This is a genomic window from Kribbella orskensis, from assembly GCF_004342085.1.
Taxonomy (GTDB): Bacteria; Actinomycetota; Actinomycetes; order Propionibacteriales; family Kribbellaceae; genus Kribbella; species Kribbella orskensis.
The window spans coordinates 1-21,907 of the sequence record NZ_SLWM01000025.1 but is presented as its reverse complement, the minus strand read 5'-3'; the positions used below and the strand labels follow the sequence as shown (position 1 = coordinate 21,907).

The following is a 21,907-nucleotide window of genomic DNA, read 5'->3' as shown; positions in this document are numbered from 1 at the left end:
TGACACGCCCGGGGCTCTCAGCTGGTCATCATTTTCGGCCCCGGGGAATCGGCAACACAGGTGTCACACCGGCCTACTAGGATGGGCCGGTCCGCAGGTGTGAGTCGCTTCCGACGCACCTCAGTAACTCGCTGTTGACCATTGGATCCCTTCATGCCATCGATTACCCGCGAAGAGGTCGCGCACCTCGCGCGACTGGCGCGGATCGAGCTCTCCGACGACGAGCTCGACCACCTCGCACCGCAGCTCGACCAGATCATCGGCCTGGTCGCGCAGGTCAGCGACGTGGCCGCCGAGGACATCCCGCCGACCTCGCACGCGTTGCCGCTGAGCAACGTGATGCGCGAGGACGTGAACGTTCCGTGCCTGACGCCGGAGCAGGCGCTGTCCGGCGCGCCGGCCGCGGAGGAGCAGCGTTTCCGGGTGCCGCGGATCCTGAGCGAGGAGGCGTGATGTCTGACCTGACCCGTAAGACCGCGGTCGAGCTCGCGGACCTGATGAGCACCGGCGAGACCAGCTCGGTGGAGATCACCCAGGCGCACCTGGACCGGATCGCCGGCACGGATACCGCAGTACACGCGTTCCTGCACGTGGACACCGAGGGTGCGCTGGCGCAGGCGGCCGACGTCGACTCGCGCCGGGCCGCGGGGGAGGAGCTCGGCCCGCTGGCCGGCGTACCGCTGGCGCTGAAGGACGTGCTCACCCAGGAGGGTGTGCCGACCACCGCCGGCTCGAAGATCCTCGAGGGCTGGAAGCCGCCGTACGACTCGACCGTGGTGAAGCGGTTGCGGGCGGCCGGCATCGTCATCCTCGGCAAGACGAACATGGACGAGTTCGCGATGGGCTCGTCGACGGAGAACTCGGCGTACGGCACGACACACAACCCCTGGGACCTGAACCGGATCCCCGGTGGTTCCGGCGGTGGTTCCTCGGCCGCGATCTCGGCGTACCAGGCGCCGCTGGCGATCGGGACCGACACCGGCGGCTCGATCCGCCAGCCCGCCGCTTTCACCGGCACGGTCGGCATCAAGCCGACGTACGGCGGGACGTCGCGGTACGGGTTGATCGCGCTGGCGAGCAGCCTGGACACCCCGGGCCCGTGCGCGCGGACCACCCTCGACGCGGCCCTGCTGCACGAGGCGATCGCCGGCTGGGACCCGATGGACTCCACCTCGATCAAGCAGGACGTGCCGCCGGTGGTCGCCGCGGCGCGGAACGGCGACGTGACCGGGATGCGGATCGGCGTGGTGAAGGAGCTCGGCGGCGAGGGGTACCAGCCCGGCGTCGAGGCGCGCTTCCACGATGCGGTCGAGCTGCTCACCAAGCTCGGCGCCGAGGTGGTCGAGGTGTCCTGCCCGCACTTCCAGTACGCGCTGCCCGCGTACTACCTGATCCTGCCGAGCGAGGCTTCGTCCAACCTGGCCAAGTTCGACGCGATGCGGTTCGGCCTGCGGGTCGGCGACGACGGCGAGAACGACGCGGAGAAGGTGATGAGCCTGACCCGTGAGGCGGGGTTCGGCGACGAGGTCAAGCGCCGGATCATGCTCGGCACACACGCCCTGTCCAGCGGGTACTACGACGCGTACTACGGCCAGGCGCAGAAGGTCCGCACGCTGATCGCGCGGGACTTCGCTCGGGCCTACGAGCAGGTCGACGTGCTCGTCTCGCCCGCGACGCCGACCACGGCGTTCGCGATCGGCGACCGGGTTAACGACCCGATCGCCATGTACAAGAACGACCTCTGCACCATCCCGTCGAACCTGGCGGGCAACGCGGCGGCGTCGTTCCCGGTCGGCCTGGCCGACGAGGACGGCATGCCGGTCGGCTTCCACGTGATGGCCCCGGTGATGCGCGACGACCTGCTGTACCAGGTGGGGGCCGCGCTGGAGAGCGCCCTGGCCGACCAGTGGGGCGGCGTCCTGATGTCGAAGGCTCCGGAGCTGGAGGTCACCCGATGACTGTTGTTGCCGATGTGCTGCCCATCGACGAGGCGCTGGCGCAGTACGACCCGGTGATGGGTCTCGAGGTCCACGTCGAGCTGAACACCAGGTCGAAGATGTTCTGCGGTTGCCCGACCGAGTTCGGCGCGCCGCCGAACACCCAGACCTGCCCGGTCTGCCTCGGCCTGCCCGGCGCGCTGCCGGTGGTGAACGCACGCGCCGTCGAGTCCGCCATCAAGATCGGCCTCGCGCTGAACTGCGAGATCGCCGAGTGGTGCCGGTTCGCCCGGAAGAACTACTTCTACCCGGACATGCCGAAGAACTTCCAGACCTCGCAGTACGACGAGCCGATCGCCTTCAACGGGTGGACCGAGGTAGTGGTCGACGGGGAGACGTACCGGATCGAGATCGAGCGCGCCCACATGGAGGAGGACACCGGCAAGTCCACTCACGTCGGTGGCGCGACCGGCCGGATCCACGGCGCCTCGCACTCCCTGGTGGACTACAACCGGGCCGGTATCCCGCTGATCGAGATCGTCACCAAGACGATCGAGGTGCCGCCGGCGAAGGCCGCGGCTGTCGCCAAGGCCTACGTCAGCATGCTGCGGGATCTGCTGCTCGCGCTGGACGTCTCCGACGTACGGATGGACCAGGGGTCGCTGCGGTGCGACGCGAACGTGTCGCTGAAGCCGCACGGTTCTTCGGCGCTGGGCACGCGGACCGAGACGAAGAACGTGAACTCGTTCCGGTCGGTCGAGCGCGCGATCACCTACGAGATCACCCGGCAGGCGGCGATCCTGTCGACCGGCGGCAAGATCGTGCAGGAGACGCGGCACTGGCACGAGGACACCGGCATCACCACCTCGGGCCGGGAGAAGTCGGACGCCGAGGACTACCGGTACTTCCCGGAGCCCGACCTGGTCCCGGTCGCGCCGGCTCGCGAGTGGGTCGAGGAGATCCGCGCGACGTTGCCCGAGGCCCCGCCGGTCCGCCGGGCGCGGCTGCAGACCGAGTGGGGCTTCACCGATCTGGAGATGCGCGACGTCATCAATGGCGGTGCGCTCGAGCTGATCGTGAAGACCGTCGAGCTCGGGGTGGACGCCTCGGCCGCCAAGAAGTGGTGGCTGGGTGAGCTGGCCCGCGCGGCGAACGAGAGCGTCAAGGAGCTCGGCGATCTCGGCGTCGGTCCGGAAGAGGTCGCCGAGGTACAGAAGCTCGTCGACGAAGGTGCGCTGAACGACAAGCTCGCGCGTCAGGTCTTCGACGGCCTGGTGAAGGGCGAGGGCACGCCGGCCGAGATCATCGAGGCGCGCGGTCTTGCGCTGGTGTCCGACGACTCCGCGCTGAGCGAGGCCGTCGACCGGGCGATCGCGGCGAACCCGGACGTGGTGGAGAAGGTCCAGTCGGGCAAGCCCGCCGCGGCCGGTGCGCTGATCGGCGCGGTGATGAAGGACATGCGCGGCCAGGCCGACGCCGCCAAGGTCCGCGAGCTGGTCAACTCCAAGCTCGGGATCTAGTTCCGACACTCCGCTGGGTCCGGCCGCCTTCTTGGTGCCGGACCCGGCGGTCTATCTGCTGATCGTGACTCGGAGGATCCGGTCGTCGCCGTCCTTGGGGTCGCCGCGGCCGTCAGTGTTGGACGTGGTCAGCCACAGTGATCCGTCCGGAGCCGCCTCGACCGTACGAAGCCGGCCGTACTTTCCGGTGAAGAACGCGACCGGTTCACCCGTTCGCTTGCCACCGGCAACGGGGATCGCCCAGAGGCGTTCACCCCTGAGGCTCGCCATGAAGATGTGGCCCTGGGCAAAGGCAATGCCGGAAGGCGACGCGTCGCTCGTCTTCCACTGCGCGATCGGATCCACCAGCCCGTCGATCTTGCTGATCCCCTCGGCGCCGGGCCATCCGTAGTTCGCCCCCGCGGTGATCGCGTTCAGCTCGTCCCAGGTGTTCTGCCCGAACTCCGCGGCGTACAACTGGTTCCCATCGAACGCGAGTCCTTGCACGTTGCGGTGGCCCTTGGAGAACCAGAGCCTGTTCCCGGGATTGCCGGGCGCCGGCTTGCCGTCTGTGGTGATCCGCAGAATCTTGCCCCCGAGCGAGTTGTCGTCCTGCGAGTTCGGCCGATCCGCCCCGTCACCCGTCCCGGCGTACAGGAACCCATCCGGCCCGAACCTGAGTCGGCCTCCGTTGTGGATCGCCGCCGCCGGGATCCCGTCGAGAATCACCTGAGGGCTGCTGATCCGGTTGTTGCTGTAGGTCAGCCTGGCGATCCGGTTGTCATCGCCGCTGCTGTAGTAGGCATACACGTAAGGCCGCTGCGGATACTGCGGATCCACCGCAAGCCCCAGCAACCCACCCTCAGACGACGGATCCACCCCAGGCACCGTCCCGACGTCGCTGACGCTGCTGCCCTGAACCCGCTTGATCTTCCCCGAGTCCCGCTCCGCCACCAGCGCACTCTTGTCAGGCAGAAACGCCAACCCCCAAGGTATCTCAATCCCAGTAGCCACATCCCCAGCCACCGCCAGCTTCACCGGCCCCGCCGGCGCACTAGTGGTCGTAGCAGGACTACTAGGCACAGAACTACTTGGTGCAGACGTAGTACTCGTGGTGGTCGGACTGGAGGTAGACACAGACGGCTGAGCATCCCCACCGCCGTCCGAACATCCGGCCAACAACGCAACCGCCACCAGTCCGGCAGACCCGACCTTTGCCCTAAGCACCATCATCTCCTCGCCACAGCCGAACCTGCCCCCCAACGTACTGCCCCCTCCAACGCTCCACCCGTCCCCACCGTTACGCCAGCACAGCGCGATAACCCCCACCACCTACTACACCGCCACCAGCGCCGAAGTTCTCCGCAGGAGGGGTGCGATGAACAGACAGAAGGCAGGAAGGTCGTCTGACCTTCCTGCCTTCTGGTTGTGGGTCAGCTGCCCCAGGTGGGGCGGAGGGGGAAGTGGGCGTTGGCGTTGGCGTCCAGCTTTACGGCCAGGATTTGGTGTAGTTGGGTGGTGTTGCGTTCGAAGCCGACGCGGCAGGCGGCTAGGTAGAGGCCCCAGACCTTGGCGGTAGGGTAGCCGACTTGTGTGACTGCGGCGTCCCAGTTGGACTCGAGGTTTTCGGACCAGCCGGTCAGGGTCATGGCGTAGTGCTCGCGGAGGTTTTCTTCATGGCGGACTTCGAAGCCGGCGTCCTGGGCTTCGGCGATGATGCGGCCGGAGCCGATGAGTTCGCCGTCGGGGAAGATGTAGCGGTCGATGAAGGCACCCGTGGAGCGGTAGCGGTTGTCCGGGCGGGTGATGGTGTGGTTGAGGAGCCGGCCGCCGGGGCGTAGGTGGTCGAGCAGGAAGCCGAAGTACGACGGGTAGTTGCGGACGCCGATGTGTTCGGTGAGGCCGATGGAGCTGATCGCGTCGAAGTCGTACTCCGAGACGTCGCGGTAGTCGGAGAAGCGGACCTCCGCCAGGTCCTCCAGACCCTCGCGTTTGATCGCTTCCTGGGCCCACTCCGCTTGCGCCGCGGAGAGCGTCACGCCCAGCGCCTTGACGCCGTACTCGCGGGCGGCGTGGCGGACCATGCCGCCCCAGCCGCAGCCGACGTCGAGCAGGCGTTGCCCCGGCTTGAGGTCCAGCTTGCGGGCGACCAGGTCGTACTTCTCGTACTGCGCTTCCTCCAGCGACGCGTCCTCGGTGGGGAACACCGCGCACGTGTACGTCATCGACGGACCGAGGATGTGCTCGTAGAAGGTGTTCGACACGTCGTAGTGGTGGTGGATCGCGGCCTTGTCGCGGCTGCGGGAATGCCGGAGACCCTCGAAGGTACGGCGCCAGCGCGGCAGGTGTTCCTGGGGCGGCGGGGGAGGCGGCTTGAGGTGGTTCCAGCCGAGGCCGCGGACGATCCGCAGGGCCTCCGCAGGCGTGGGCCGCTCGAAATGGACCTGGTTGAGCATCATCTTCATCAGGTCGTACGGGTTGCCCGGGTGGACGCCCTCGATCTCCAGATCTCCTTGCACGTAGGCCCGGACCAGGCCGAGGTCACCCGGCGCGGTCAGGATGTACGACAGCCCTCGCTCGGTCGCGAGGTGCATGTGGATCGGGGAGTCCTCGGGCCCGGTCGCGCTGCCGTCGTACGCGGTGAACCGGAAGGGAAGACCGACAGGTGCCACCGCTGTGAGCGCACCTGCGATGGAAACCTGCGTCGTGATCGTTGCGGTCATCGGCGCGTCACCGCCTTTTCGTAGAGCCCGGTGAGCCGGGCGTCGGGGTCGTACCGTTCTTTCACCTCGGTGAGGGCCGGGACGTTGTACAGCTGGTCGAAGGTGTCTCGGTCGTAGTAAGCGTCGGAGTACAGCGACTTGTGCCCGTCGAAGTCGGCGACGGCGGCCTCGATCCGGCGGTTCACGTCGCCGTCGGCGGCGCCCGGGGCGATCGCGACCGTGCCCCAGAAGCCCACGTTGACGTAGGTCTCGTCCGGTTTCAGCGGATACAAGGGCCAGGCGGTGGCCCCGCGCAGCCGCAGCGGGCAGAGCCAGACCGGCCGCATCCCCACCTCGGCGTCGAACCAGCGCAGGAACCCGGCCAGCCTCGACGCCGGGATCTCCACGTCCTGGACGACCCGCTCGCGGTCCGGGTTGCCCTTGCGGCGATTGATGCGCGCGGCAACCTGATGGCGGTTCTCGAACCCGATGATCTTGTGGTAGACGTCGCTGCGCCGCAGCCGCCGCGGCCAGATCCGCCGTACATAAGGGTTCTGCGCGCCGAAGGCCTGCGAGCACCAGAACCAGTCGGTGTCCCACCGCCACAGGTAGTCGTTCGCGGTGAGGAAGTCGGTCGATCGTTGCTGGATCGACCGGTAGAAGATCTGCTGCCCCGTGTAGTCACTCGTCGGTACTGCGGCGTCGCTGTTGCGGCCCAACGTCAGATAGGCCTCGTCCGGGCTGAACGCGACCCCGTCGACGAAGTGCACCGGCTCGCCCTCGTAGGTGCTGTCGGCAACGATCGACTCGATCGCCGGGCCGAGCTCGTCCAGGCCGAGCCGCACGTGCCGCAGCGCGACATACGGCGAGATCCGGTCGAGCTCGATCCGCAGCCGGGTCGCGTAGCCGAGCGAGCCGTAGGAGTTCGGGAAGGTCCGGAAGAGGTCGGCGTGCTCGCCGTCCGGGCGGGCGGTGACGATCTCGCCGGCGCCGGTCAGGATGTCCAGCTCGAGCACGGACTCGTGCGGCAGGCCGGCCCGGAACGACGACGACTCGATCCCCAGTCCGGTGACCGCGCCGCCGAGTGTGATCGTGCGCAGCTGGGGCACGACCATCGGCATCAACCCGTGCGGGAGGGTCGCCGCGACCAGGTCCTCATACGTACACATGCCCTGGACGTCGGCCGTGCGACCGGCCGGATCGACGCTGATCACCCCGGTGAGCCCTGAGACATCGAGCCCCGGAGTGTCCACCTGGGTCCGGGGCCGGAACAGGTTGGAGCTGCGCTTCGCCAGCCGGACCGGTGCACCGGCGGGGATGCGCTGATAGGACTCTCGCAACCGTCCTACCGCCTGATCGTGATCGAGAGTCGAGGCCAGATCCGATGTCGTAGGCACCGATCCAACGTACTCCGAGAATCCGGCCTCGGCACGGATTTCTCACCACCTTCGAGCCCGCTTTAGGACCACCCGGTCCAGTGGTTCTACGCCGCGAAAAGATTTCTGCCGACCGGATGTCGAGCGGCCGGCACCGGCTCCGACGTACCGGGAGAGCGGCTCGAAATCTGTCCGGAGGTGCGAGTAGGTTGCCGATCATGGTTGACGTGGTGAAGACGTGGCTGCCGTGGCAGGACCCGGACAGCTTCCTCGGTGGTCTGCCGGCAGGGTTCGACCCGGAGTACTACGTGGGTGGTGACCGGCCGGACTCGCTGGACTCGGTCGAGTTCTACGTGCCCAGCTACATGGGCTCGTCCGACGTCGTCGAGGTCATCCGGGACATGCCCGCGCTCAAGGTCGTGCAGACCCAGACGGCCGGGTTCGAGAACCTGCTGCCGCACCTGCGCGAGGGGGTCACCTTGTGCAATGCCCGTGGCGTCCACGATGCGTCCACCGCGGAGTTGGCGGTCGGGCTGATCCTGGCGACGTACCGGCGGCTGCCGCGCGCGGTGAAGAACCAGCAGCGCGGCGAGTGGCCCTCGTCGTACCAGGAGCTCGACGACTCGCTCGCCGACCGGACCGTGCTGATCCTCGGCTACGGGTCGATCGGGGAGGCGCTGGAGCGACGGCTCGACGGGTTCGAGTGCGACGTGATCCGGGTGGCGCGGCGGGCGCGGGACGGCGTTCACCCCACCACCGACCTGCCGACGTTGCTGCCGCGCGCCGACGTCGTCGTGCTGCTGACGCCGGCGACCGACGAGACACGCGGGATGGTCGACGCGAAGTTCCTCGCCCAGCTCAAGGACGGCGCGCTGCTCGTCAACGTCGCGCGCGGAGTCGTCGTGGACACCGATGCGTTGCTCGCCGAACTGACCACCGAGCGGATCCACGCGGCGCTGGACGTGACGGATCCCGAGCCGCTGCCCGCCGGGCATCCGCTGTGGGCTGCTCCGAACGTGCTGATCAACCCGCACCGCGGCGGCGCCTCGACGGCCTTCGAGCCGCGGGTGGCGAGGCTGGTCCGCGCCCAGCTGGAGCGCTATGCCAAGGGTGAACCACTGATCAACATCGTGGCGGGGCCGCCGCGTTGAAACCATGCGCGTCAAACCATCTGGAGGGACGACGATGTCCGAGGCCGTACTGCTGATCGGGACCAAGAAAGGGCTCTGGATCGGACGGAGCGACGCCGAGCGCCGGAACTGGACGCTCGACGGGCCACAGTTCGAGATGCAGGGCATCTACTCCGTCGGCATCGACACCCGCGGCGACCGGCCGCGCCTGTTCACCGGCGGGACCAGCGAGCATTGGGGACCGGCCGTCTTCCACAGCGACGACCTCGGCAAGACGTGGGACGAGCCGCCGGAGGGCTCGATCGGCTTCCCGGCGGAGGCCGACGCATCGCTGGAACGCGTCTGGCAGATCCAGCCGGCCCCGGCCGACCAGCCGGGAGTCGTGTACGCCGGGGCGCAGCCGTCGTCGTTGTGGAAGTCGACCGACGGGGGAGTGACGTTCGAGCTGGTCAGCGGCCTGTGGGACCACCCGCACCGCAAGGACTGGGACGCGGGCTTCGGCGGGCAGGCCATCCACACCGTGCTCCCGCATCCAGCGGATCCCGCCCGGATGAGCGTCGCGATGTCGACCGGCGGGGTCTACCGGACCTCCGACGGCGGTGACTCGTGGGAGCCCGCGAACCACGGGATCAAGGCGCATTTCATGCCCGACCCGGACCCCGAGTTCGGCCAGTGCGTGCACAAGCTCGCGGGGCACCCGGCGCTGCCCGAGCGGATGTTCGCGCAGAACCACCACGGCGTCTACCGGTCCGACGACGGGGGCACGATCTGGAAGTCGATCGCGGACGGGCTGCCGTCGGACTTCGGGTTCCCGATCGTGGTGCACCCGCACGAGCCCGACACGGTCTACGTCTTCCCGCTGATCGCGGACGCGAACCGGATCCCCGCCGACGGGAAGTGCCACGTGTACCGGTCCCGCGACGCCGGATCGACGTGGGAGGCCCTGACGAACGGCCTGCCTGAGGTCCCGGCCTACGCGCCGGTGCTGCGCGACGCGCTGTGCGTCGACCAAGCGGACCCGGCGGGCGTCTACCTCGGGACCCGCGACGGCTGCGTCTACGCGAGCGCCGATGCCGGCGACACCTGGACCGAGGTGGCCCGCCACCTGCCCGACGTACTGACTGTCCGCGCCGCCGTCCTCTGACCCCCGGTGCTGCGGGTCGTGGCGGAACTTGAAGAGAGGTGGATCGATGGCGGTGGTGGTGAAGTTGCCGACGGTGCTGAGGCCGTTCGCGGGTGGCGTCGAGCGGGTCGAGGTCACGTCGGGAGAGGCGGAGACCACGGTGGGTGCCGTGTTCGCCGCGCTGGAGCAGGAACATCCAGCGCTGCAACGACGCCTGACCGACGAACAAGGCGCCCTCCGACGCCACGTCAACGTCTTCCTCGGCAACGACAACGTCCGCGACCTCGACGGCCTCGGCACCACCCTGACCGACGGCGACGAACTCCTCATCCTCCCCAGCGTCGCAGGCGGCTGAGCGAGCCCGGAACAACACTGTTTGTTGGGGTCTCGGCTCGGCTGGTCGAGGTGGTGACGGAACGTGGTTGTCTTCTAGCGTGGGGAGTCGGGCTGCGCCTCGGGGTTGTGGCGAGGTTGGGGGCGCACTTACCGTCAGTGGTGGGTGCGGCCCGGCCTGCGTCCGGGCCCGCGGGGGGTAGGTGCCGTATGCACGCATTTCTGGATCGTCTCGGCCGGGGGGCCGCACGCCATCACTGGTTCGTGATCGGCGGCTGGGTGGTGCTCGTCGCTGGTCTGTTCGTACTCCGTTCGGCCTTCGGTGGCACGTATGTGAACGACTACACCGTGCCGGGCAGCGAGTCCTCGGCCGGACTGAGCGTGCTGAACAAGGATTTCTCCAACCAGGGCGGTTACTCCGGCTCCATCGTCTTCCACGCGAAGTCCGGCAAGGTCTCGGATCAGGCCGACGCGGTCAAGACGTCGATGGCGGCCGTTGCCGAACTCCCCGATGTCGTCGCGGCCACCGATCCGCTGGCGACCTCGCAGACGGCGTACATCTCCAAGGACGGGGCCATTGTCAACGCTCCTGTCTCGTTCTCGGTGGTGCCGGCGTCGCTCGACGCGACGTACCTCGACTCGCTGGACGCGGCCGTCCAACCGGCCAGGGCCGCCGGTCTCGAGGTGGAGTACGGCGGCGGCGCCGGGCAGATCGGGAAGCAGGCGGATGACGCGCTCTCGGAGGCGATCGGCCTCGGGCTCGCGTTGTTGCTGCTGTTCTTGATGTTCCGGTCCATCGTGGCGGCCGGGTTGCCGCTGGTCTCCGCGGTCTTCAGCGTCGGCGGAGGACTCGCGATCCTCGGCCTGCTCGCCGCCGTGAAGGACTTCCCGGTCTCAGCGCCGACAGTCGCCACCCTGCTCGGCCTGGGAGTCGCGATCGACTACGGGCTCTTCCTGGTGTCCCGCCACCGCGAGCAGTTGGACGACGGCATGACCGTCGAGGAATCGGTCGGCCGGGCGGAGTCGACCTCGGGCGCCGCCGTCCTCGTCGCCGGCGGCACGGTGGTCATCGCGATCCTCGGGCTCTATGTCTCGGGCGTGCCGTTCGTCGGCGCGCTCGGGCTCTCGTCGGCCATCGTCGTCGCGGTCACTGTCCTCGCCGCGCTCACTCTCATACCGGCCATGCTCGGGCTAGCGAAGCTGCTCGTCCTGAACCGCGCGGACCGGCATCACCTGACGGCGGAACGTTCGCTCGAGGCCGATCTTCCCGACGAGGCAGCGATCGCGGAGCATCGGGCGGAGGAGCGGGAGCGGCGCGACGCGAAGCACGAGCAGAGCGCCTTCGCTCGATGGGGACGCCGGGTGAGCGACAAGCCGTGGCCCTACGGCATCGTCGCCACGCTCGTCCTGCTGGTCCTGGCCATCCCGCTGCTCTCGATGAACCTGGGCCAACTCGACGCCGGCACCGACCCGACCTCCGACTCGAGCCGCAAGGCGTACGACCTGGTGGCCGAGGGATTCGGTCCGGGCGCCAACGGCCCGCTGACGGTGGTCGTGACGCTTCCGAGTGAGAGTTCGGCAGACAAACAGACCCTGTTGACCAACCTTGCATCCACGCTGCAGAAGCAGGCGGGTGTGGCCGCAGTACAGCCACCCAGTACGAACAGCGCCGGCACCACGGCGATCATCAACGTCATCCCGACCACCTCACCGTCGTCGGCGGACACCGAGGACCTGGTCAACCGGATCCGGGACGACGTGCTGGCGGGTCAGCAGGAGAAGACCTACGTCGTCGGCACCACCGCGGGGTACGTCGACTTCACCGAGAAGGTGGCCGGGCGGATGCTGTGGCTGATCGGCGCCGTCGTACTGCTGGCCTTCCTGCTGCTCACGGTCGCCTTCCGGTCGATCCTGATCGGGGTCAAGGCCGCGATCCTCAACCTGCTGTCGGTCGGCGCCGCGTACGGCGTCATCGTCGCCGTCTTCCAGTGGGGCTGGGGGTCCTCGCTGGTGGGGATCGAGGAGAACGTTCCGATCCCGTCCTTCGTGCCGATGCTGATGTTCGCCATCGTGTTCGGGCTGTCGATGGACTACGAGGTGTTCCTGCTCTCCCGGGTCCATGAGGCGTGGATCGCGACCAACGACAGCCATCGCGCGGTGGCGATCGGGATCGGCGCGACGGCCCGCGTGATCACGACGGCGGCGGCGATCATGGTCGTGGTTTTCCTGAGCTTCGTCCTCGACGACGACCCGACCGTGAAGATGCTCGCGGTCGGTATGGCGGTCGCGGTGCTCATCGATGCCAGCATCGTGCGGATGGTGCTCGTCCCGTCGGTGATGACGCTGCTCGGCGACAAGGCATGGTGGCTCCCGCGCTGGCTCGACCGGATCATCCCGGACATCCAGCTCGAGGGTGGCCCCACCCCGCAGCCGCCGGCGCGCGAGACCCCGTCCCCCGAACGCGTGTCCTGACACCGAGCGGGTTCCCAACGCCCAGCAGGTTTCCTGACCCCGGGTGGCTTCCTCGCTACCCGGGGTCAGGTCCCAGCGCCGGGCCCGGGTCCTAGAGTGAGGACCATGTCGACCGATGCCACGCAGACCACGCCCGACATCAAGCCGAGGAGCCGGACCGTCACGGACGGGCTCGAGGCTACAGCGTCCCGGGGGATGCTCCGGGCGGTCGGGATGGGTGATGACGACTGGGTGAAGCCGCAGATCGGGGTCGCTTCCAGCTGGAACGAGATCACGCCCTGCAACCTGTCCCTCGACCGGCTCGCGAAGGCCGTCAAGGACGGCGTGCACGCTGCGAGTGGGTATCCGCTGGAGTTCGGCACGATCAGCGTGTCCGACGGGATCTCCATGGGCCACGTCGGGATGCACTACTCGCTGGTCAGCCGCGAGATCATCGCCGACTCGGTGGAGACGGTGATGGAGGCCGAGCGGCTCGACGGCTCCGTACTGCTGGCCGGCTGTGACAAGTCGCTGCCCGGCATGCTGATGGCCGCGGCCCGGCTCGATCTCGCGTCGGTCTTCCTGTACGCCGGGTCGATCATGCCGGGGAGGCTCGGCGACAAGGACGTCACGATCATCGACGCCTTCGAGGCTGTCGGTGCTTGCGCGCGAGGGTTGATCAGCCGCGAGGACGTGGACGCCGTCGAGCGCGCGATCTGCCCTGGTGAGGGTGCCTGCGGCGGGATGTACACGGCGAACACGATGGCGTCCGCGGCTGAAGCACTCGGTATGTCGTTGCCGGGCTCGGCTGCTCCGCCTGCGGTGGATCGCCGTCGCGACGGGTTTGCCCGCAAGTCGGGCGAGGCGGTGGTGAATCTGCTGGCGAAGGGGATCACGGCTCGGCAGATCCTCACCAAGGAAGCGTTCGAGAACGCGATCGCCGTGGTGATGGCGCTGGGCGGTTCCACCAACGCGGTACTGCATCTGCTGGCGATCGCTCGTGAGGCCGAGGTGGATCTGGCTCTCGACGACTTCAACCGGATCGGCGACAAGGTCCCGCACCTGGGCGACCTGAAGCCGTTCGGGCGGTACGTGATGACGGACGTCGACCGCGTCGGCGGGATCCCGGTGGTGATGCGGGCCTTGCTCGACGCCGGTCTGCTGCACGGCGACTGCCTGACCGTGACGGGCAAGACGCTCGCGGAGAACCTGGCCGACATCGCGCCGCCCGATGTCGACGGCACGATCATCCGCGCGCTGGACCGGCCGATCCACGGCACCGGCGGCATCACCATCCTCAAGGGCACCCTGGCGCCCGAGGGCGCGGTGGTGAAGAGCGCGGGCTTCGACAGCGACGTGTTCGAGGGGACCGCGCGGGTCTTCGACGGCGAGCGGGGCGCGATGGACGCGGTCGAGGACGGCTCGCTGAAGGCTGGTGATGTGGTGGTGATCCGGTACGAGGGTCCCAAGGGCGGCCCGGGGATGCGCGAGATGCTCGCGGTCACCGGCGCGATCAAGGGCGCGGGCCTCGGCAAGGACGTCCTGCTGCTGACCGACGGCCGCTTCTCCGGCGGTACGACGGGACTCTGCGTGGGACATGTCGCCCCGGAAGCGGTGGACGGTGGCCCGATCGCCTTCGTCCGCGACGGCGACCGGATCACCCTCGACGTGAAGAACCGGACCCTCGAGCTGCACGTGGAACCGGAGGAGCTGGAGCGGCGCCGCGAGGGCTGGTCCCCGAAGGAGCCGGCCATCACCAAGGGCGTCCTCGGCAAGTACCGCCGGCTGGTCGGTTCGGCCTCCGAGGGAGCAGTCTGTATCTGACGTCCTAAACTGTTCAGAAGTAAGACGAGCATCTCAGCTGGTGGGACGGAACTCCGCCAGGCTTGACCGGATCGAGGGGAGTCGGCAAAGGTGACTGCATGCGATCGATTCTCCTCGTACTTGTGCGGCGCGCCGACTGACGCGACCCCGAGTCGAGCGCGCCCCCTTCAGCCCACCCGGCGGAGGGGGTTTTCTGTTGTTGAGGCAGGTTTTCTGTGATCCAGAAGCCGGCCGGCAGGCCCCAGGGCCGAGGACGATCGATCGCCGAACGGCCCGAGCAAAGAACCACCGTGACTGACAAGGGAAGGCACTCATGAGTGAGCAGCTGACCGGGGCACAGGCTCTGATCCGCGCACTGGAACATGCCGGAGTGGACACCGTCTTCGGCATCCCGGGCGGGGCGATCCTCCCGGCGTACGACCCGATGCTCGACTCGACCCAGATCCGCCACATCCTGGTACGTCACGAGCAGGGCGCCGGCCACGCCGCCCAGGGCTACGCCTCCGCCACCGGCAAGACCGGCGTCTGTATGGCGACCTCCGGGCCGGGCGCGACCAACCTGGTGACCCCGATCGCCGACGCGTACATGGACTCGGTGCCGCTGGTCGCGATCACCGGCCAGGTGGCCAGCGCCGCGATCGGCACGGACGCCTTCCAGGAGGCGGACATCCGCGGCATCACGATGCCGATCACCAAGCACAACTTCCTGGTCAACGACCCGAACGAGATCGCCAGCACGATCGCCGAGGCGTTCTACATCGCCTCGACCGGCCGCCCCGGCCCGGTGCTCGTCGACGTCACCAAGGACGCGATGCAGGCCAAGGTGGACTTCCAGTGGCCGACCGAGCTCTCGCTGCCCGGGTACCGTCCGGTGACCCGCCCGCACCCCAAGCAGGTGCGCGAGGCGGCCCGGCTGATCGTCGCCGCCGAGAAGCCCGTCCTGTACGTCGGGGGCGGCGTGATCCGGGCCAAGGCGCACGTCGAGCTGAAGGAGCTCGCCGAGAAGCTCGGCATCCCGGTGGTCACCACGCTGATGGCGCGGGGTGCTCTGCCCGACACCCACGAACTGCACTTCGGCATGCCCGGCATGCACGGCTCGGTCTCGGCCGTCGGCGCACTTCAGCGGTCTGATCTGCTGATCTGTCTCGGTGCGCGGTTCGACGACCGGGTGACCGGCCAGCTCTCCTCGTTCGCCCCCGAGGCGAAGGTGATCCACGCGGACATCGACCCGGCCGAGATCGGCAAGAACCGCGCCGCCGACGTGCCGATCGTGGGTGACTGCAAGGAGGTCATCGTCGATCTGATCGCGGCGCTGGCCTCCGAGATCGCGAACTCCCACACGCCGGACTACTCCAGCTGGCGCAACCTGCTGGACTCGGTGAAGGCGAAGTACCCGGTCGGGTACGACGAGCCGGAGGACGGCAGCCTCTCCCCGCAGTACGTGATCCAGCGGATCGGGCAGATCGCCGGCCCGGACGCGATCTACACCAGCGGCGTCGGGCAGCACCAGATGTGGGCCGCGCACTACCTGCCGTTCGAGAAGCCGCTGCACTGGCTGAACTCCGGCGGCCTCGGCACGATGGGGTACTCCGTGCCCGCCGCGATGGGCGCGAAGGTGGCCCGGCCGGACAAGACGGTGTGGGCGATCGACGGCGACGGCTGCTTCCAGATGACGAACCAGGAACTCGTCACCTGTGCGCTGGAGGGCATCCCGATCAAGGTCGCGGTGATCAACAACCAGTCGCTCGGCATGGTCCGGCAGTGGCAGACGCTGTTCTACGACAAGCGCTACTCCAACACCGATCTGCACTCGGCCCGGATCCCGGACTTCGCCAAGCTGGCCGAGGCGATGGGCTGCGTCGGGCTGCGGTGCTCGGACAAGGACTCCGTGGACGCCACCATCGAGAAGGCGATGGCGGTCACCGACGCGCCGGTGGTGGTCGACTTCGTCGTGCACCGCGACGCGATGGTCTGGCCGATGGTTGCCGCCGGCACCAGTAACGACGACATCCGGATCGCCCGCGACATGGCCCCCAACTGGGACTCGGAGGAACTGTAGAGATGTCGAAACACACTCTTTCGATCCTGGTCGAGAACAAGCACGGTGTGCTGGCCCGCGTCGCCGCGCTGATCTCGCGGCGCGGGTTCAACATCGACTCGCTCGCGGTCGGTCCGACCGAGCACCCCGAGGTGTCCCGGATGACCATCGCGGTCAGCGTGGACGAGCAGCCGCTGGAGCAGATCACCAAGCAACTGAACAAGCTGGTGAACGTGATCAAGATCGTCGAGCTCGAGCCCGCCGCGACCGTGCAGCGCGAACTGCTGCTGGTCAAGGTGAAGGCCGACACCCTCAGCAGGGGACAGGTGCTGGAGACCGTCCAGCTGTTCCGTGCGAAGGTGGTCGACGTGGCTCCGGACGCGATCACCATCGAGGCGACCGGCAACCCCGAGAAGCTCGAGGCCATGCTCCGGGTGCTGGAACCGTTCGGCGTCCGCGAGCTGGTCCAGTCCGGCATGGTCGCGATCGGCCGGGGCAGCCGCTCCATCTCCGACCGCACCCTGCGCCCCGTCCCGGTCCCGCCGCCGCACGTGGCGACGGGCGCCCCCGCGCTCCAGGCCAGGCCCGCGGGCCAGACCGCCGCGAACGGGGCCAACCCACCGTCCCACCCGGTGCCGGCGCCGCCGCCGGGTCACCGCCCCGCCGCTCCCGCCCGCCAGGGCTGACGGCGCATCACCCCGGCCCGCCAGGGTCAGGGCGAACCACCCAGGCCGGCACCGACGTACCGATCGTCAGTCGACCCCTCTCGAGAAAATCAAGGAGACGAGCTCCCAGTGGCAGCAGAAATGTTCTACGACGACAACGCCGACCTGTCGGTGATCCAGGGCCGTAACGTGGCCGTGCTCGGCTTCGGCAGCCAGGGCCACGCCCACGCGCTGTCCCTGCGCGACTCCGGCGTCGACGTCCGGGTCGGCCTGCCGGAGGGGTCGAAGAGTCGCGCCAAGGCCGAGGCCCAGGGGCTGCGGGTGCTGACCCCGTTCGAGGCCTGCGAGGAGGCCGACGTCATCGTCGTGCTGGCTCCGGACCCGGCCCAGCGTTCCCTCTACAAGGAGGCGATCGAGCCGAACCTGGTCGACGGCGACGCGCTCGTCTTCGGTCACGGCTTCAACATCCGGTTCGGCTACATCAAGCCTCCGGCCGGCGTCGACGTCTTCATGGTCGCGCCGAAGGGCCCGGGTCACCTGGTCCGTCGTGAGTTCAGCGAGGGTCGCGGCGTGCCGGTGCTCGTCGCGGTCGAGCAGGACCCGACCGGCAAGGCCTGGGAGCTCGCGCTGTCCTACGCCAAGGGCATCGGCGGCCTCCGCGCCGGCGGGATCAAGACCACCTTCACCGAGGAGACCGAGACCGACCTGTTCGGCGAGCAGGCCGTGCTCTGCGGTGGTGTCTCCGCGCTGATCCAGTCCGGCTTCGAGGTGCTGACCGAGGCCGGCTACCAGCCCGAGGTCGCGTACTTCGAGTGCCTGCACGAGCTGAAGCTGATCGTCGACCTGATCTACGAAGGCGGCATCGCCAAGCAGCGCTGGTCCGTGTCCGACACCGCCGAGTACGGCGACTACGTGTCCGGCCCGCGGATCATCGACGCCTCGGTGAAGCAGCGGATGAAGGAGGTCCTCGGCGACATCACCGACGGCACCTTCGCGGCCCGCTTCATCGCCGACCAGGACGCCGGTGCGCCGGAGTTCGCCGCCTTCCGGAAGAAGAGCGAGGAGCACCCGATCGAGGCCGTCGGCAAGGACCTGCGCTCGCTGATGGCCTGGGTCAAGTCGCACGACGACGACTACGTGGAGGGCACCTCCGCCCGCTGACCATGGCTGGCCGGGCGCACGATCACCCGGCTGCCGCAGAGCCGGCCGGGCGCACGATGACCGGCTGAGCGCAGTACCGGCTGGACGAAACGTCCGGGTCACCGCCTCGGTGGCCCGGACGTTGTCCGTATGTTTGACACAATCGGTGACGGACGGGATCCGAGCAGGGGGCTGCGAATGGTGGAGGACGGCAGGCGTGAGCTGCCGAGGCCACCGCGACGCGTCCCCTCCGGGGCGACCGCCCAGCTGACCTCGATCCAGGCGCCGACGCCGGTGCCGTCCTCCGAGCCGCCGCTGCCGCCGAGGTTGCGGTGGCGGTTCCTGGTCCCGCTGATCGGGTTCGCGCTGGTCGTCGGTGCGGGAGCCGGCTGGCTCATCCGTCAGGACAGCCTGCGACTGGACACGGCCGAGGTGCTCGAACTGGCTGGTCCCAGCGTCGTCCGCGTGTTCGCGACGACCTGCGAGGGGACCGGTGAATCGACCGGCGTGCTGCTGCCCGACGGCCTGATCCTGACCGCGGCCTCGGCGATCAAGCAGCCGATGTCCGTCGCCTTCCTCACCGCCGACGGCCGAGTACGCCGGGCCAACGTGCTCGGCAGCAGCTCCGACGGGGTCGCGCTGCTCCGGATGATCGGCAGGCTCGACGACAGCGCGGCCACCCTGGCGCAAGAGGTGCCTGCGCCGCGAGCAGAACTGGCGGTCCTCGGGTTCATCGCGGCAGGACGCCAGACGATCCAGCCGGTCGGCACGACGAAGGAGCCCCGACCACTCCCGTCGGTGCTCAACCCCACCAAGCTCGGTTCACCGGTGCTCGACAAGTCAGGCCAGGTCGTCGGCCTGATCACCGGGAACACGGTCGCCGACGCCACGGTCGTCCCGCTCGCTCGGCTCCGCCAGTACACCGGTGCCGGCGCGGACGGGATCACGCCGGAGCCAGGTGGCAGCTGCCAGCGGGCGCGTGGGCCGCAGATCACCATGACCCCGGAGCTGGTGGTAGCGAACACGCCGCTGGCCGGAGAGTCCCTGGCCGTGCTCAGGGCCTACCTGACCGCCATGAACAAGCATGACTTCCGGGGGATCCGGACGCTCTACTCGAAGCGGCTCGCGGGCAGGATGACCGAGCAGCAGGACATTGACCGGCACGAGACGTCGTTCATGTTCGGGGGCAGGATCATCGAGGTGACCCGCAACGGCGTCAGCGGCGCGAACGTCCGGATGACCTTCACCGTGCTCTTCTCGCCGAACAGCAACGGCGCCGCCGGGCAGACCTGCAACCGGCTCGACAACCGGTACCAGCTGGTCCGGGAAGGTGGCCGCCTCCGCGTCGACCTGTCCCGGCAGGTCAGCGAACCGCAGAACTGCGACACCGACTGACCCGGCCCCTCGAGCCACGTGTGGTCCGGGCTCAGCGGTCGCCACAGACCACGGCGGTACGGCGTACCGGATGGTGGCCCCGCGGATGGGTGGAACCGGGACGGGGTACCATCGAGTACAGCGGGCACAGCGCGGTGCTCTGACTCTACGAGCCCCTACCGCTTCTGCAGGAGATATCTCCATGACTGTCGCAGCCCGACCCGTCGTCCTGATCGCCGAAGAACTGTCCCCGGCCACCGTCGAGGCGCTCGGCCCCGACTTCGAGATCCGGCAGATCAACGGCGCCGACCGCGCCGAGCTGATCCCGGCCATCGCCGACGTCGACGCGATCCTGATCCGCTCCGCCACCAAGGTGGACGCCGAGGCGCTCGCCGCCGCCAAGAAGCTCAAGGTCGTCGCCCGCGCCGGCGTCGGCCTCGACAACGTCGACGTGAAGGCCGCCACCCAGGCCGGCGTGATGGTCGTCAACGCGCCGACCTCCAACATCGTCAGCGCCGCCGAGCTCGCCGTCGCGCTGCTGCTGGCCGCCGCCCGCCGGGTGCCGGCCGCCGACCTGTCGCTGAAGAACGGCGACTGGAAGCGCAGCAAGTTCAGCGGGGTCGAGCTGTTCGAGAAGACCGTCGGTATCGTCGGCCTCGGCAAGATCGGCGTCCTGGTCGCGCAACGGCTGGCCGCCTTCGGCATGAACGTGATCGCGTACGACCCGTACGTGCAGGCCGGCCGCGCCGCCCAGATGGGGGTCCGGCTCGCCTCCCTCGACGAGCTGCTGGCCGCCAGCGACTTCATCTCCGTGCACCTGCCGAAGACGCCCGAGACGATCGGTCTGATAGGCGACGAGCAGCTGCACAAGGTGAAGCCCGAGGTCATCATCGTGAACGCCGCCCGCGGCGGCATCGTCGACGAGCAGGCTCTCTACAGCGCTTTGAAGGAAGGCCGGGTGGCGGCGGCCGGGCTGGACGTGTTCGCGAAGGAGCCGTGCACGGACTCCCCGCTGTTCGAGTTCGAGAACGTCGTCGCCACGCCGCACCTGGGCGCCTCCACCGACGAGGCGCAGGAGAAGGCCGGGATCGCCGTCGCCAAGTCCGTCCGCCTCGCGCTGTCCGGCGAGCTGGTCCCGGACGCGGTCAACGTCCAGGGCGGCGTGATCGCCGAGGACGTCCGGCCGGGGATCGCGCTGACCGAGAAGCTCGGCCGGATCTTCACCGCGCTGGCCGGTGGCGTCGCCCAGCAGCTCGACGTCGAGGTGCGCGGCGAGATCACCCAGTACGACGTGAAGGTGCTCGAGCTGGCCGCGCTGAAGGGTGTGTTCGCGGACGTCGTCGAGGACAACGTGTCCTACGTGAACGCGCCGCTGCTCGCGGCCGAGCGTGGTCTCGAGGTCCGGCTGGTCACCGACCACGACAGCCCGGAGCACCGGAACCTGATCACCCTGCGCGGCACCCTCGCCGACGGCGGGCAGGTGTCGGTGTCCGGCACGCTGGTCGGCGTCAAGCAGTCCGAGCGGCTGGTCGAGATCGACGGGTTCGACCTGGAGATCGAGCTCTCGGCGCACCTGGCCTTCCTCAGCTACGAGGACCGGCCGGGCATCGTGGGCGCGGTCGGGCGGATCCTCGGCGAGGCCGACATCAACATCGCAGGGATGCAGGTCAGCCGGGACCGTAAGGGCGGCAAGGCGCTGGTCGCCCTCAGCGTCGACTCCAGCATCAGCCCCGCCGTCCTCGACGACATCGCCACCGTGGTCCAGGCTGACACGGCCCGCACGGTCGACCTAGAGGCCTGACAGCAACACCCCCGGGTGAGAGGCCGACCCGGGGGTCCCGTCAGACTGGAAGGGGACAGGCCTGCCGCCCGCAGGCGCATGGCGGCCGGCCAGTGCCCGAGCCCTCCCACCCGGGAGCGCGCTCGGGCCTACCTTTTCTTGTACTGCCTCGCATGCCCACCCCGGGTTACGGCTCCTACGTCGCCGCTGAGCGTATGCCGGGCGGTCGCGGAGTACTGCGAGCAGAACTGCCGCGGCCGTGAGAACGGCGACGCCCAACAGACCGGAATCGGGCCAGAGGGCAGGGATCGCCAGCGGTGGAGTGGATATTCGTGGAGCGGGCTCGGGTGTTACAAGGTCGCCGCGAGGGGTGGGCCTGGGACTCGGCTCGCCTTCTTGGACGCCGCCCCGAGGAACTGCTCCGGCACGGCTGTACCGAACGACAGACATCCCTGGTGTTAGGGGTGTCAAGCGGCGGTGGTTTGGGTGCGGTGGGCCCAGGCGGTGTGGGGGTTGTAGGGGGTGTGGGTTTTGA

Annotated in this window: 16 protein-coding genes; 13 read left to right on the top strand and 3 right to left on the bottom strand. The window is 68.8% G+C overall.

What is annotated here, in order from left to right; translation table 11 throughout:
- Positions 1–153 precede the first annotated feature (153 nt).
- From gatC to gatB, 3 genes are read left to right on the top strand one after another with little or no spacing between them, the layout of a single operon-like run.
- The gene (gene gatC / locus EV644_RS37425; protein WP_132195353.1) at positions 154–453 is read left to right on the top strand and encodes an Asp-tRNA(Asn)/Glu-tRNA(Gln) amidotransferase subunit GatC; all 300 of its coding nucleotides are present in this window, start codon (positions 154–156) and stop codon (positions 451–453) included.
- Positions 453–1,958 carry an Asp-tRNA(Asn)/Glu-tRNA(Gln) amidotransferase subunit GatA gene (gene gatA / locus EV644_RS37420; protein WP_132195355.1) on the top strand — a complete coding sequence of 502 codons (1,506 nt, stop codon included), beginning with the start codon at positions 453–455 and terminating at the stop codon, positions 1,956–1,958. The genes gatC and gatA overlap by 1 nt, the downstream gene beginning before the upstream one ends.
- The gene (gatB, locus tag EV644_RS37415; RefSeq protein WP_132195357.1) at positions 1,955–3,457 is read left to right on the top strand and encodes an Asp-tRNA(Asn)/Glu-tRNA(Gln) amidotransferase subunit GatB; all 1,503 of its coding nucleotides are present in this window, start codon (positions 1,955–1,957) and stop codon (positions 3,455–3,457) included. Before gatA ends, gatB begins: the two co-directional genes overlap by 4 nt.
- A gap of 51 nt (positions 3,458–3,508) precedes the next feature.
- Here the strand turns inward: gatB and EV644_RS37410 are convergent, their stop codons facing one another.
- The 3 genes from EV644_RS37410 to EV644_RS37400 all read right to left on the bottom strand — a co-directional run bounded on the left by EV644_RS37410 (position 3,509) and on the right by EV644_RS37400 (position 7,535).
- The gene (locus EV644_RS37410) at positions 3,509–4,666 is read right to left on the bottom strand and encodes a PQQ-dependent sugar dehydrogenase (protein WP_132195397.1); all 1,158 of its coding nucleotides are present in this window, start codon (positions 4,664–4,666) and stop codon (positions 3,509–3,511) included.
- A 203-nt stretch (positions 4,667–4,869) separates the two neighbouring features.
- On the bottom strand, positions 4,870–6,159 hold the full coding sequence (locus tag EV644_RS37405; RefSeq protein ID WP_132195359.1) for an SAM-dependent methyltransferase: 1,290 nt from the start codon (positions 6,157–6,159) through the stop codon (positions 4,870–4,872).
- Positions 6,156–7,535, bottom strand: a complete 1,380-nt coding sequence (locus EV644_RS37400) for an FAD-binding oxidoreductase (protein WP_241999315.1) — start codon at positions 7,533–7,535, stop codon at positions 6,156–6,158. The genes EV644_RS37405 and EV644_RS37400 overlap by 4 nt, the downstream gene beginning before the upstream one ends.
- 197 nt (positions 7,536–7,732) lie before the next feature.
- Between EV644_RS37400 and EV644_RS37395 the strand changes: the two genes are divergently transcribed.
- From EV644_RS37395 to serA, 10 genes are all read left to right on the top strand, one after another.
- Complete coding sequence (locus EV644_RS37395; RefSeq protein WP_132195361.1) at positions 7,733–8,665, top strand: 2-hydroxyacid dehydrogenase; 933 nt, start codon at positions 7,733–7,735, stop codon at positions 8,663–8,665.
- A 34-nt stretch (positions 8,666–8,699) separates the two neighbouring features.
- Positions 8,700–9,788, top strand: a complete 1,089-nt coding sequence (locus EV644_RS37390) for a WD40/YVTN/BNR-like repeat-containing protein (protein WP_132195363.1) — start codon at positions 8,700–8,702, stop codon at positions 9,786–9,788.
- A gap of 46 nt (positions 9,789–9,834) precedes the next feature.
- Positions 9,835–10,122 (top strand): ubiquitin-like small modifier protein 1, encoded by a 288-nt coding sequence (locus tag EV644_RS37385; RefSeq protein ID WP_132195365.1) that lies wholly within the window; start codon positions 9,835–9,837, stop codon positions 10,120–10,122.
- A gap of 188 nt (positions 10,123–10,310) precedes the next feature.
- Complete coding sequence (locus tag EV644_RS37380) at positions 10,311–12,572, top strand: MMPL family transporter (protein WP_132195367.1); 2,262 nt, start codon at positions 10,311–10,313, stop codon at positions 12,570–12,572.
- Between the two features lie 105 nt (positions 12,573–12,677).
- Positions 12,678–14,375: a dihydroxy-acid dehydratase gene (gene ilvD / locus EV644_RS37375; RefSeq protein ID WP_132195369.1), complete on the top strand. Its 1,698-nt coding sequence runs from the start codon at positions 12,678–12,680 to the stop codon at positions 14,373–14,375.
- Positions 14,376–14,688: 313 nt separating this feature from the next.
- Positions 14,689–16,434, top strand: a complete 1,746-nt coding sequence (locus EV644_RS37370) for an acetolactate synthase large subunit (RefSeq protein ID WP_132195371.1) — start codon at positions 14,689–14,691, stop codon at positions 16,432–16,434.
- A gap of 2 nt (positions 16,435–16,436) precedes the next feature.
- Positions 16,437–17,099 carry an acetolactate synthase small subunit gene (ilvN, locus tag EV644_RS37365; RefSeq protein WP_132195373.1) on the top strand — a complete coding sequence of 221 codons (663 nt, stop codon included), beginning with the start codon at positions 16,437–16,439 and terminating at the stop codon, positions 17,097–17,099.
- Between the two features lie 120 nt (positions 17,100–17,219).
- Complete coding sequence (gene ilvC / locus EV644_RS37360) at positions 17,220–18,239, top strand: ketol-acid reductoisomerase (protein WP_132195401.1); 1,020 nt, start codon at positions 17,220–17,222, stop codon at positions 18,237–18,239.
- Positions 18,240–18,368: 129 nt separating this feature from the next.
- Positions 18,369–19,613, top strand: coding sequence for a S1 family peptidase (locus EV644_RS37355; protein ID WP_241999316.1), 1,245 nt, complete (start codon positions 18,369–18,371; stop codon positions 19,611–19,613).
- Between the two features lie 181 nt (positions 19,614–19,794).
- The gene (gene serA / locus EV644_RS37350) at positions 19,795–21,393 is read left to right on the top strand and encodes a phosphoglycerate dehydrogenase (protein ID WP_132195375.1); all 1,599 of its coding nucleotides are present in this window, start codon (positions 19,795–19,797) and stop codon (positions 21,391–21,393) included.
- Positions 21,394–21,907: the final 514 nt, after the last annotated feature.

Coding starts and splice junctions, on each gene's coding strand:
- EV644_RS37395 (WP_132195361.1), top strand. CDS start 7,733: ATGGTTGACGTGGTGAAGACGTGGCTGCCGTGGCAGGACCCGGACAGC.
- gatA (WP_132195355.1), top strand. CDS start 453: ATGTCTGACCTGACCCGTAAGACCGCGGTCGAGCTCGCGGACCTGATG.
- EV644_RS37410 (WP_132195397.1), bottom strand. CDS start 4,666: ATGGTGCTTAGGGCAAAGGTCGGGTCTGCCGGACTGGTGGCGGTTGCG.
- ilvC (WP_132195401.1), top strand. CDS start 17,220: ATGTTCTACGACGACAACGCCGACCTGTCGGTGATCCAGGGCCGTAAC.
- gatC (WP_132195353.1), top strand. CDS start 154: ATGCCATCGATTACCCGCGAAGAGGTCGCGCACCTCGCGCGACTGGCG.
- EV644_RS37380 (WP_132195367.1), top strand. CDS start 10,311: ATGCACGCATTTCTGGATCGTCTCGGCCGGGGGGCCGCACGCCATCAC.
- serA (WP_132195375.1), top strand. CDS start 19,795: ATGACTGTCGCAGCCCGACCCGTCGTCCTGATCGCCGAAGAACTGTCC.
- ilvN (WP_132195373.1), top strand. CDS start 16,437: ATGTCGAAACACACTCTTTCGATCCTGGTCGAGAACAAGCACGGTGTG.
- EV644_RS37405 (WP_132195359.1), bottom strand. CDS start 6,159: ATGACCGCAACGATCACGACGCAGGTTTCCATCGCAGGTGCGCTCACA.
- EV644_RS37390 (WP_132195363.1), top strand. CDS start 8,700: ATGTCCGAGGCCGTACTGCTGATCGGGACCAAGAAAGGGCTCTGGATC.
- EV644_RS37370 (WP_132195371.1), top strand. CDS start 14,689: ATGAGTGAGCAGCTGACCGGGGCACAGGCTCTGATCCGCGCACTGGAA.
- EV644_RS37385 (WP_132195365.1), top strand. CDS start 9,835: ATGGCGGTGGTGGTGAAGTTGCCGACGGTGCTGAGGCCGTTCGCGGGT.
- EV644_RS37355 (WP_241999316.1), top strand. CDS start 18,369: ATGTTTGACACAATCGGTGACGGACGGGATCCGAGCAGGGGGCTGCGA.
- gatB (WP_132195357.1), top strand. CDS start 1,955: ATGACTGTTGTTGCCGATGTGCTGCCCATCGACGAGGCGCTGGCGCAG.
- ilvD (WP_132195369.1), top strand. CDS start 12,678: ATGTCGACCGATGCCACGCAGACCACGCCCGACATCAAGCCGAGGAGC.